Origin of the sequence: Flavobacterium rhizosphaerae, assembly GCF_046000445.1 — a bacterium.
In the GTDB taxonomy this organism is placed as follows: Bacteria; Bacteroidota; Bacteroidia; order Flavobacteriales; family Flavobacteriaceae; genus Flavobacterium; species Flavobacterium rhizosphaerae.
Window position 1 is genome coordinate 1 of sequence record NZ_JBELPZ010000007.1, and the last position, 11683, is coordinate 11683.

Here is an 11683-nt window from a genome sequence, read left to right on the forward strand (position 1 = left end):
ATAAATCAGTAAATAAAGAGAAATCAGAATTGATTATAAAAAAAAGGAGCTGTCCCTTTTGAGACAGCCCCGTTTTTTTATTTCCTGTGCAAGCGGTATTTTTCCCATTCGGTAATTAATTCAATAAAAAAACCTGCCTTTTGAAGGGCAGGTTCTTAAAAAAAAATTACAACACGAATTACTATTGTTGAATCAATAGTTTCTTTACAATTCCTTCAGATGTTTTTATCAGGTACATACCTGTTGCAAGTTTTGCAGTATCAATAGTAAGGGCTTGTTTGGCACTGTGTACCATTTTACCACTGTAATCATAAACCTCAATATCGGCAGCACGATTAAAGTAAACAACACCGGCTACAGACGGGTTAGGGAATACCACGAAAGAGGCAGGCTTGTGGGTGAAGTTTTCTGTACCAAGGTTTTCTGTATTTACCGAATAAATGGTAAGCGTACCGCTTATTTCATTAGCTACAATAACATAAGGTGTTTCATCCGGGCTGTCTGTTTCACTAATAAAAATGATACCTTCCGGGCCGTTATCGCCACCGTAAGCGCTTACGCTGCGTGGATTTTTATAGTCTACAAATGTAACATCGTCCGGGTCAGTAATATCATATACCATAACACCACCAATACGTTCAAGGCCTATAATGGCAAATGTTCTGCCCATCATTTGTGCAATCGCTATACCTTCCGGCTCAGGGCCTTTGGCGCGGCTACGGCCTTTTTGTTCATTATCTTCGTTATCGGCATTAAATATATCGGTAAAAGCTTCGGCAGTATACATTTCAAAATCATCGCCGCTATCAAATACCATTTCTCCGGTATCAGCATTAAAGATTGAGAAGGAACGTGCGCCCATACCATAAATTTCTTCATAAGCAGTACCAGCGTCATTCATTCCGTTTACATTGGTAACCCTCAGCCTTCCGGCATTAAATTTATTTTTAAGCATTTCAGCCTGAGGAAATGCAGTTGCATCAAGATTATAACTTTCGTCTCCTATTGTAGTCCTTTCAGAAAAACCTGAATAATCTTTTTCGTCTCCTTCGTTGGCAGTAACTATGTAATTAGTACCGTTTACGCTGTAGTGGCCAATACCATCAGGCGTAAAAAATGTATTTACCGGCCAGTTGGCTATAAGTATTTCATCACTTTTATCAGATATATCAAAACCATTACCCGGCAGGCTCATATCTTTAGTACCAAGTCCCCAAACGCTTGAAATAGCTCCAGTAGTAAGGTCAATTTCAGCAATAGCATTATTTTCCTGAAGCGCTACCCATGCTTTAGCTGAGTCATCACTACACGTAATATATTCCGGTTCAAAATCCTGAGAAAGTGTGCTGGTAGCTTTTACTTTACGTACACCCTGTGCCCAAAGTGTTTCTTCCTGGCCGTTATATGCTGTAAAGAAAAGTGTATTTACGTTAGCATCAGTAAGATTTTCAATACCACCAGTAATATCTATAATACTTACCGAACCTTCGGGGTCTACTGTATAATCATCAGATGGCTGGCCCTCGTTTGCGGTAAGCACTTTTGTACCATCTGGGGAGAAAGATACATTGTCTGGCAGTGCACCAACGCCTACCTGCTTTATAAACGTACCGTTAGTATCAAAAAATACTACTGTGCCATCAAGTTGCTCGTTTGCATTAGGCGAGGCAACCGCTACAATACCATTCATAACCGCAACGCTGGTAACACCTCCATAGGTATTCATATCTACAGAGCTAATGGTTGATGGCGCTTCAGGGTTTGAAAAGTCAATAATATCAAAACGGCCTTCAACAGCGCTGGTGGCAAATAAGCGTTTTGTTACAGGGTCATACACCACAATTTCGCACGTGCTGTTGTTTTCGCCTGAAGGGTCAAAACTCATTACATACTCCATTTGTATGTCCTGGTTTGGTACAGGGGCTGTAACATCATTATCTTTAATATAAATGGTTGCAAAAGAATCGCCTTCTATTGAAAGCCCCTGGGGATTTTCAAGGCTGATTACAAAATATTCTGCTTTTTGCTCAATTTCAGTGTCATCGGTTATCTGGATTGAGATAGTTTGCTCTGTGCTGCTTGTGGCAGTAAAATTAAGTGTTTGGGTAGTAACCGTAAAGTCATTACTATCTGCCGTGCTGAATGGTGCAGGTTTAACCACTACATCTACCGAACCTACGGCAGGGTTTGTAAGGTCAAGCATAAAGTTTATGGTACCGGCATCTTCATTTACTACCATAAAGTTTTCTTGCATAGCAACAGTAGTATCTAAAATACCTCCAATTACATTAGCCTTAACAGTTATGTTGTCAAACCTGTTATTTCCGCTATCTCCTGAAGCGTTATCGCCACCGAAGTTTATTTTTACAATAAAATCAGGATTATTGTCAGCACCTTCTATGCCGGAAAAGTCAAGTGTTACCAAATTGTACACATCTTCCTCTGGATTATAGGCTACCGTTCCCAGGCCGGCATTAGTATAAGTAGTGCCACCATCTAAGCTATAGGAATAGTTTTGTTCTGTAGCGCCAGATCCTGTACGTGTAGTGGCAAACGCAACTACTACATTTTCATATCCGGTTGTGGGAAAAGCAATAACAAGAGAACGTGTATTGCTGGGGTTACGCGGACGAAGGCCATAGCCTGCTACATCTCCATTTTGTGCATTCACAGTAGCATCACTGTTAACCCTGTCTACATATCCGTTGCCGGTACCAGGATAAGTAATAGAGGTAGTGCCTGTAATTAAAGAATAATCAGCCGTTACAGCATTTGTTAATGTACCATTTGGCAGATTATTAAAATTCCAGTAATGAATTAAAGTTTGTGCACCCGCAACATTGGCAAAAAGGCCAAAAAGCAGGATTACCAGTGCTTTTTTGTAATTGTTTGACATGAGCTTTGTGTTGTTGTTAATATGAACTGCAAAAGTCGATGTCTTAATTTACCTGACTGTTAATGTAATAAAAACGATATATTACAATAAGGTTTAGGTAATGTAAATTTTTGAGTGGTATTTTATGATAGTGTAAATATTTTGTTTATTTAAAAACAAAAGCGGCACTAAAATGTGCCGCTTTATATAATATGTATAGTTTACATAACTATTATTCAATGCCTTTAACAATTTCAAGAAAGTCACTTGCCTTTAAAGAGGCACCACCAATAAGTCCGCCGTCAACATCTGGCTTAGAGAATATTTCTTTTGCATTGGCCGGCTTTACACTGCCTCCATATAATATAGAGGTATTTTCGGCAACCTCAGCGCTAACTTCTTTTAATAAATTACGTATAAAAGCGTGCATTTCCTGAGCTTGTTCGGGTGATGCAGTTTCGCCTGTTCCAATAGCCCATACAGGTTCATAAGCTAATACTATATTATTCCATTCTGCCTGCGGTATATGGAAAAGCCCTTCACGTATCTGACTTTCTACCAAATTAAAATGATTACTACTTTGCCTATCGGCCAATTCTTCACCAAAGCAAAAAATTACCGTAAAATTATGTTTAAGGGCTGTGGTAACTTTTTCTGCCAACAGGGCATTAGTTTCTCCAAAATAAGCACGCCTTTCAGAGTGGCCCAATATAACCGTGTTTACTTTAATGCCTTTTAGCATATCGGCACTTACCTCTCCGGTATAAGCGCCGCTTTCAGCCTGGTGCATATTTTGCGCTGCAACAATAATATTACTATTATGCGTTTTGGCTACAGCGGCCTGTAAGTTTACAAAACCGGGTGCTACAACAATTTTAGCTGTGGTAAATTCCGGCTTAGTAGCCAGTATTTCATCTAAAAGAGTTTCTGTCTCCTGTAGATCATTATTCATTTTCCAGTTTCCTGCAACGATTTTTTTCCTCATTATTTCAGGGTATTTAGAGTGTTTATTAAATTTTCGTCATCTGCTTCAATAGCACGGAACAGCACAATATTTCCCTCTTTATTTACCACCATATAACGTGGAATCCAGTCCAGTTTAATATCTTCAGCAAAAGCGCCTTTTTTCATATTAGCGCCTACATGATAGTTATCGCCCTTTGTGCCAAAAGTTTCAATACCTTTTTTCCACGCATCTGTTTCCCGGTCATACGATAAGAACAAGTATTTGACATTTGGGAATTGCTCCTGTAAAGCATGTAATTTAGGCATGCCTGCTTTACAATCGGGACACCATGATGCCCAAACATCTATTACAACCACATTACCTTTATATTTTTCAAGAATATCTTTAAAGGCCAATTCGTTACCATCAACAGCTGTCATTTTTGCTTCGAGGGCTTCCTTGCCAAATTCAGTTTTGTCTTTTTTTTCTGAGCAGGAAATCATAGTAAATAGTATAGAGAGTAAAAGTAATTTTTTCATTTTTAATATATAATTATTTATAGCAAAGTTATGATTAAATCTTCAGATTTTGTGGGTTATGATAAACGTATCCTCGGGTCGAGATACGCATAAATGATGTCGACAATAATATTAATAATTACAAAGGTAGCCGCTATTACTAAAACCGCACCCATTATAACAGGCAGGTCCAGCGTATTTAAAGCTTCTACAACCTGTTTGCCTAAGCCGTTCCACCCAAAAATATACTCTACAAAAACAGCCCCGGCCAGCATACTGGCAAACCAACCCGAAACAGCTGTTACCACTGGGTTGAGTGCATTTTTGAGTGCGTGTTTCCTTATTATTTTTGACGGGCTTAGCCCTTTTGCTTTTGCGGTACGGATGTAATCCTGTCCCAATACTTCAAGCAGCGAATTACGCATCAGCTGCGTTACCACACCAATGGGGCGTATACCCAGCACTATGGCAGGAAGAATGAGGTTTTTCCATTTTATGTAGGAGCCATTACCAAAATCATCTACCTCATACAGGCTTCCGGTCATGTTCAGGTGGGTGTACTCATGTAACAGAAAACCAAATATCCAGGCAAACAAAATTGCAGCAAAAAAAGAGGGTAGGCTCATACCAAGTGTACTAACAAGCGCAATAAGCCTGTCCAGCCATGTATCTTTATACAATGCGGATATAATGCCCAGTAAAATACCGATAGCAATGGCAATAATAATAGCGCTGCAGGCCAGTACAATGGTATTTGGCAGGGTATCGCTAATAACTTCGGTTACTTTTTTGCCGCTTTTCTGGAAACTTTCCCGCAAATAAGGTGTTTTTATTACTGTAGTAGTTGTAGTACCGATAGTAAAAAGTGTTGCGGCATTATATTTTCCTTCTGTTAAGTAAGTATAATCATTATGATGTGTACTATGAAACGAAACAGGGGAGAGGTCGTTTAAATAATATAAATATTGTGTAAGTATGGGTTTATCAAATCCATATTTTTTACGGATAATATTTAATTGCTCGCTGTTTTCATTCTGGTCCAGCATCATGCGCGCCGGATCGCCCGGTAATACCGTAAATAAAAAAAAGATTACTGTTACCACGCCAAAAAGGGTAAGCAGCGCATATCCCGCTTTATATAATAAGTAGCGAATCAAATTATCCTTTTTTGCTTGTAAACCTCACAATGGCTACTACTGCGGTAACTGCTGCCAGGATAAGGCATAAATAACCTATCCACGGACCTATAGTATCCAGAAACGAGCCGTCATTTTTACGCTCTTTAGTACTATTTACTACTCCTAAAAGTAGTAAGGCACCTATTGGGAAAAGTATAGTAAATGGCTTAAAGCGGTTTTCTTTATTTTCAGGTTGATTTTGCATAATAAATTATTTTTTAAGGGCCGTTTTAAGTTCTGCAGGGTTAAATTTATTTTCGTTGATGCCTTCCCATTCTTTAACAACATTTCCGTTCCATATATATAGTACGCCCGGGGTATCTTTACTCATACCCAGCACTTTCCAGAAGGTGGCAATCTCTATTATTTTATAAGGGTATTTAGCACCGGCATACTCAAAAAAGTCAGGAATCAAATCGGCTTCTTCATTCATAAAGATAATGCGTATTTCGGGGAAGTCCTTATTGTTCTTTTTCAGTTCGGTAAGTTCTTTGGCAGCATCACGGCAATGTTCGCAACCCGGAACAAACAAAGCAATAATCTTTTTGCCCTTATCGGCATCGGCAAAATACTTAGAATAAGGTGATGTTTTTTGCGCAGGGCCCTGTGCAACAGGGGCAGGAGTTGGTTTTTGTACCGGCTGCATTACAGTATCTTTTGGCTGTTGCTCTGCTGGCATTGTGGTGCTTTCGTCCGGTGTTTCGTCTGATATGGTTTCCAAAGGCTCTTCGGTAATTATGTCGCCTTCTACCTCTACAGGGGTAATGGATTCAATGTCTTCCTGTTCTTTTATAGGGGCTACAATAAATATCCCGGCTATGGTAACCGCCAGTACTGCCAGCAATACCCAAAATTTATTTTTATCATAGCTTTTTAGTAATAGTATGTAAAGCCAAATCAATAACCCAAGCAATACAATGTTTTTAAAAACCGATTCTAACGGTGTCATAGGTAATAAATCACCAAAACAGCCACAATTGCCATTGTTACCTGTGGTTGCAATTGTAACTATAAGATGGACAGTAAATACTACCAATAAACCCATGGTGGCAGGCACTACAAAGCGCTTTAAGTAATTGCGTTGCAACATTAAAATTCCCAATGCCAGTTCTGCGCCAATAAGTATGCGTGAAAGAAACACCGCTAACCCGTTTGAAAAGCCAAGAGGCAGCAGTTGCTTAGCTTCAAAAGTAGTTATGGCAAAATAGGGTGAGGGATACATTTTTGCCACTGCCGATAGCAGAAACATAAAAGCTACTATTATGCGTAATATCCAGGAAATTGTAATTTTATTATTGTTCATTGCGTTAGTTTTATTCAAAAATAAAAATTAGGAGGGCTGTTTTTGTTAACAACATGTTATTGGGCAAAACCCATGTGTATCAATGCAAAAACAGCATAATTAAGCATGTCCTGATAGTTGGCATCTATACCTTCGCTTACCAGTGTTTTGCCTTTGTTATCTTCAATTTGCTTTACACGAAGGATTTTTTGCAAAATCAGGTCGGTTAAAGAACTTACCCGCATATCACGCCAGGCTTCACCATAATCATGGTTTTTTGCCATCATTAATTCTTTGGTAAGCGCTACTTTTTCGTCGTAAAGGCGTGTACCTTCTTCAACATTCAAATCAGGCTGCCAGGCTACGCCCAGTTCCATTTGTATAAGGGCCATAACTGAGTAATTGATAATCGCTATAAACTCGCCCTGTTCATCTTCGTTTACCATACGCACCTCATTTTCCTGTAGGCTGCGTATGCGCTGTGCTTTTATAAAAATCTGGTCGGTTAGCGAGGGCAGCCTTAGTATACGCCACGCACTGCCATAGTCTTTCATTTTATTGATGTAAAGTTGCCGGCAAACGGCAATTACCTTATCGTATTCCTGAGAGGTGTTACTCATTTAAGTACTATCTTTGTGTAGAAATTTTTCAAATGTACTAAAAAAACGCCCTTTGCTAAAAGGGACATGTAAAAATTGCATGCATGCTGATAAACTGTAAAGGCAAACTGGTTAACCTGGCTACCCCAAAAGTGATGGGTATTTTAAACTGCACACCCGACTCTTTTTTTGATGGTGGTAAGTATAAAAATGAAAAGCAATTACTGCAACAGGCCGAGAAAATGCTTACAGAAGGCGCTGATTTTATTGATGTTGGTGCCTATTCTTCTAAACCTAATGCTGAATTTGTTAGTGAGGATGAGGAACTGAAACGCATTGTGCCGGTAGTTGAACTGGTATTGAAATATTTTCCCGAAACAGTTATTTCAGTAGATACTTTCCGGGCAAAAGTTGCCAAAACTACTATTGAAGCCGGTGCTGCTATTGTGAATGATATATCGGCAGGATTGCTGGATGAAAACATATTGGAAACCGTTGGTAAGCTAAAAGCGCCTTATATAATGATGCACATGCGGGGTACACCGCAAACCATGGTGAAGCTAACCGATTATGATGACATTGTACAGGAAATGCTGTTTTATTTTTCCCAACGCATTGACGAAGCTTATAAGCACGGCATAAATGATATTATTATTGACCCCGGTTTTGGTTTTGCCAAAACACTGCAACAGAATTATGAGGTGCTGAATAAACTGGAACTTTTTAAAATTACGGATTTGCCTTTACTAGCAGGTGTTTCGCGAAAGTCTATGATTTATAAGTTGCTGAAAAACAAACCAGAGGATGCTCTTAACGGAACTACTGTTTTAAATACAGTTGCCCTGCAAAAAGGCGCTAAAATACTACGGGTACATGATGTAAAAGAAGCGGTAGAAACTGTTAAAATTATGATGAATTTTGAATTATAAATTTAAATTATTGCTACACTTATTTAAAATAGTATTTACTGGTGGTGATAGGGTTCATTACGTAATATCGTAAAAGCCCGGTATACCTGCTCGGTAAAAAACAGGCGTACCATCTGGTGGCTGAATGTCATGGCCGAAAGTGATATTTTACCCTGTGACTGTGCATACACCGTATCACTAAAGCCGTAGGGACCTCCAATAACAAATACTAAAGTCTTTATACCGCTGTTCATCTTTTTTTGCAGGTATTCGCTAAAACCCACACTGCCAAAAGTTTTACCGTTTTCATCCAGTAAAATAAGCTGGTCGGATGGGGAGAGCTTGGATAGGATTAACTCGCCCTCTTTTTCTTTTTGTTGTGCCTCGCTCAGGTTTTTTACATTCTTTATATCGGGTATAATATCCATATCAAACTTAACATAAAAGCCCAACCGTTTGGTATAGTCATCAATCAGCAATTGTAATGCTTTATTGTCGGTTTTTCCTATGGCGATGAGTTTGATGTTCATAATTATGGGTTGCTAAGAGACAAAGTTATTCTTCGCATGGCTTTAAATCGAGTTTTTGTAGCCCTGAACGATATTTTTCCGAGATAAATACCTTTTCTCCATTACTTCAAGATACATTAATATGGTTTTCAAACAGTATAGCCTCAAGGCTATCAGTGTTTTTTGTGCATAAAGCAATATCTTTTTTAAAATCAAAGCTAAATGTTCCATCACCTTGATAGTATTCAAACTCATTTCTAAAGGTTTTTAAATACTCAATATTACGTTGAGATAACCAATCTAATTTTAGTGTTTCATTTAATCTATTTACTGTAGTCTTCTTTTTTCCGGCTAATGTCTCTAACATTGTATAATTGATAAGTTCATACAAGTCTTTCTCATTTTTTTACATCAATGGCTTTTGAAATCTTATAAGCTTTTAGATATTCTTCCTGTGCGAGGTCATATTTACCCTGTAAATCAAGTATGCTCCCTTTCGCTTGAAAATAAAAAACGGAATTTTTTTCACTTTCAGGGGTGCCTTCTAATAATTCAAACGCTTTATCAAATTTTTTTTGTTCGCTATAAATACCCATTAAAGTATAACGATATTTAATATTGTTTTTATCTAAAGCAAAAGCTTTCTGAAAAAAAAATTCAGCAGAATCAACTTTCCCTTGTCCTCTATAAAGATTAGCTTTGTTTGCATATCCCACAGCAGTTGTCCTGTCCGTTTCAGTTACTCTTTTATGGCAACTGGTAAATACCGCTGTTATTATTAAAATTGGAATTATAATTTTTTTCATCTGTTTGTATTAAACTTTGAACTCTCCCACTTTGCTACTTTGAAACCAAAGCTAAAAACTCATCTTCGTTTATAATAGTTATCCCCAGTTTACCGGCTTTTTCCAGCTTGGCAGGGCCCATGTTATCCCCGGCTACTACATAATCGGTTTTAGAGGAGATAGAACTGCCTACCTTACCGCCGTTGTCTTCTATAGCTTTTTTAAGCTCGTCACGGCTGAATTTACTAAATACACCTGAAACTACCAGTGTTTTACCGGCAAGAATATCACTAACCGATGTATCGGCAGTATGCACGCTCTCAAGCTGCACGCCATAGCCTTTCAGGCGCTCAATAAGCTCGCGGTTCTTTTGGTTTTCAAAAAAGTCAATCACGCTTTGCGCAATACGCTCGCCAATTTCATCTACTAAAACCAGTTCCATTAAAGAGGCATTGGCAAGGTTATCTATAGATTTATAATGTTTTGCAAGCTTTTTGGCAACAGTTTCACCCACATACCTGATGCCTAATGCATATAATACCCGCTCAAAAGGTATCTGTTTAGATTTTTCTATCCCATCAACAAGGTTCTGGGCTGATTTCTCTGCCATACGTTCCAGAGGAATAACCTGTTCGGTAGTGAGGTCGTATAAATCGGCATAATTGTGAATCAAACCGGAATTATAAAGTAGGGCAACGGTTTCACCGCCAAGCCCCTCGATATCCATGGCTTTGCGTGAAATATAATGTTGGATTCTGCCTATAATCTGGGGCGGACACCCATAAAAGTTAGGGCAGTAATGTTGTGCCTCTCCCGCTTTACGTTCTAATAGTGTATCACATTCCGGGCAATGGGTAATATAATGCGTTGGCTCGCTATCTGCAGAACGCTTTGTAAAATCTACCGCTATAATTTTAGGGATTATTTCGCCGCCTTTTTCCACAAAAACCTCGTCGCCAACGCGTATGTCCAGTTTTTCAATCTGGTCGGCATTATGCAGCGAGGCCCGTTTTACCGTAGTTCCGGCAAGCTGTACAGGTTCTAAATTTGCCACGGGTGTAATTGCCCCTGTACGCCCCACCTGGTAGCTAATGCTGTTTAGCTTGGTACTTACACGCTCTGCCTTAAACTTATAAGCTATGGCCCAGCGTGGACTTTTTGCAGTGTAACCTAATTCTTCCTGCTGGTGTATGTTGTTAACCTTAATCACTACGCCATCAGTTTCATAGGGCAGGTCGTGCCTGTGTATGTCCCAATGGTTAATAAAGGTAAGCACCTCTTCCATGTTTTTGGCAAGGTGCGCTTCTTTGGGGACTTTAAAACCCCATTCGCGGGCTTTTTCCAGCCCTTCATATTGTGATTTAATAGATAAATTGGGTCCTATGATAGAATACAGCAAACAGTCTAACGGACGTTTGGCTACTTCGGCGCTATCCTGTAATTTCAGGCTGCCCGAAGCTGTATTACGCGGGTTAGCGTAAGGTGTACCCCCGGCTTCTATAATTTCCTGGTTCATGTGGGCAAATCCTTCAAGTGGCAATATAATTTCACCGCGTATATCAAACTTTTCAGGATAATTGCCCTTAAGCGTAAGGGGAATAGAACGTATGGTTTTTATATTGGTAGTAACTTCATCGCCCTGAAAACCGTCGCCGCGTGTAACAGCGCGTGCAAGTTTCCCATTTTCATAACTCAGGCTTATGGATGCCCCATCATATTTAAGCTCACAGGTATATTGCACATCTTCAGTGCCTAATCCGCGATAAACACGCTGTTCCCATTCCAGCAGTTCTTCTTTAGAATAGGAGTTATCCAGCGAGTACATGCGGTATTCATGTACTACCGTATTAAAGTTTTTGGTTATGGCGCCACCTACCCGGTGAGTGGGGGAGTTTTCATCAAAATACTCAGGGTTCTGGTTTTCAAGCTCCTGTAATTCTTTAAGCTTTATATCAAAATCGTAATCGGATATTACAGGGTTATCAAGTACGTAATAATTATAGTTATGCTGGTTTAGCTCTTCGCGCAGTGCGTTTATTTTTTGTCCTATATCCATTTTCAGGTAGTATGTTTGCCCCGCTAA

The 11683-nt window shown here is 39.2% G+C and carries 12 protein-coding genes; 1 reads left to right on the plus strand and 11 read right to left on the minus strand.

Translation table 11 applies throughout. The features are described 5' to 3' along the window. Positions 1–181: 181 nt before the first annotated feature. The 7 genes from ABS766_RS08270 to ABS766_RS08300 form a co-directional block, all read right to left on the minus strand. Complete coding sequence (locus tag ABS766_RS08270; RefSeq protein ID WP_408084662.1) at positions 182–2896, minus strand: choice-of-anchor I family protein; 2715 nt, start codon at positions 2894–2896, stop codon at positions 182–184. Positions 2897–3107: 211 nt separating this feature from the next. After that, entirely contained in the window at positions 3108–3860 is a 753-nt protein-coding gene (tpiA, locus tag ABS766_RS08275; RefSeq protein WP_408084663.1) for a triose-phosphate isomerase, read from the minus strand. Continuing rightward, positions 3860–4360 (minus strand): TlpA family protein disulfide reductase, encoded by a 501-nt coding sequence (locus tag ABS766_RS08280; RefSeq protein WP_408084664.1) that lies wholly within the window; start codon positions 4358–4360, stop codon positions 3860–3862. The genes tpiA and ABS766_RS08280 overlap by 1 nt, the downstream gene beginning before the upstream one ends. A 56-nt stretch (positions 4361–4416) precedes the next feature. Continuing rightward, positions 4417–5496: an ABC transporter permease gene (locus ABS766_RS08285; RefSeq protein WP_408084665.1), complete on the minus strand. Its 1080-nt coding sequence runs from the start codon at positions 5494–5496 to the stop codon at positions 4417–4419. A 1-nt stretch (position 5497) separates the two neighbouring features. Further along, complete coding sequence (locus tag ABS766_RS08290) at positions 5498–5722, minus strand: hypothetical protein (RefSeq protein WP_408084666.1); 225 nt, start codon at positions 5720–5722, stop codon at positions 5498–5500. Positions 5723–5728: 6 nt separating this feature from the next. After that, the gene (locus tag ABS766_RS08295) at positions 5729–6820 is read right to left on the minus strand and encodes a MauE/DoxX family redox-associated membrane protein (protein ID WP_408084667.1); all 1092 of its coding nucleotides are present in this window, start codon (positions 6818–6820) and stop codon (positions 5729–5731) included. 56 nt (positions 6821–6876) lie between these two features. Further along, positions 6877–7419: a DUF1599 domain-containing protein gene (locus ABS766_RS08300; RefSeq protein ID WP_408084668.1), complete on the minus strand. Its 543-nt coding sequence runs from the start codon at positions 7417–7419 to the stop codon at positions 6877–6879. An 83-nt stretch (positions 7420–7502) separates the two neighbouring features. Between ABS766_RS08300 and folP the strand changes: the two genes are divergently transcribed. Next, positions 7503–8327 (plus strand): dihydropteroate synthase, encoded by an 825-nt coding sequence (gene folP / locus ABS766_RS08305; RefSeq protein WP_408084669.1) that lies wholly within the window; start codon positions 7503–7505, stop codon positions 8325–8327. A 35-nt stretch (positions 8328–8362) separates the two neighbouring features. Here the strand turns inward: folP and rlmH are convergent, their stop codons facing one another. The 4 genes from rlmH to ligA form a co-directional block, all read right to left on the minus strand. Further along, positions 8363–8836 carry a 23S rRNA (pseudouridine(1915)-N(3))-methyltransferase RlmH gene (gene rlmH / locus ABS766_RS08310; protein WP_408084670.1) on the minus strand — a complete coding sequence of 158 codons (474 nt, stop codon included), beginning with the start codon at positions 8834–8836 and terminating at the stop codon, positions 8363–8365. 106 nt (positions 8837–8942) lie between these two features. Continuing rightward, positions 8943–9182, minus strand: a complete 240-nt coding sequence (locus tag ABS766_RS08315) for a hypothetical protein (protein WP_408084671.1) — start codon at positions 9180–9182, stop codon at positions 8943–8945. A 31-nt stretch (positions 9183–9213) separates the two neighbouring features. Beyond that, positions 9214–9621: a tetratricopeptide repeat protein gene (locus ABS766_RS08320; protein ID WP_408084672.1), complete on the minus strand. Its 408-nt coding sequence runs from the start codon at positions 9619–9621 to the stop codon at positions 9214–9216. A gap of 34 nt (positions 9622–9655) precedes the next feature. Beyond that, positions 9656–11656, minus strand: a complete 2001-nt coding sequence (ligA, locus tag ABS766_RS08325; RefSeq protein WP_408084673.1) for an NAD-dependent DNA ligase LigA — start codon at positions 11654–11656, stop codon at positions 9656–9658. Positions 11657–11683: the final 27 nt, after the last annotated feature.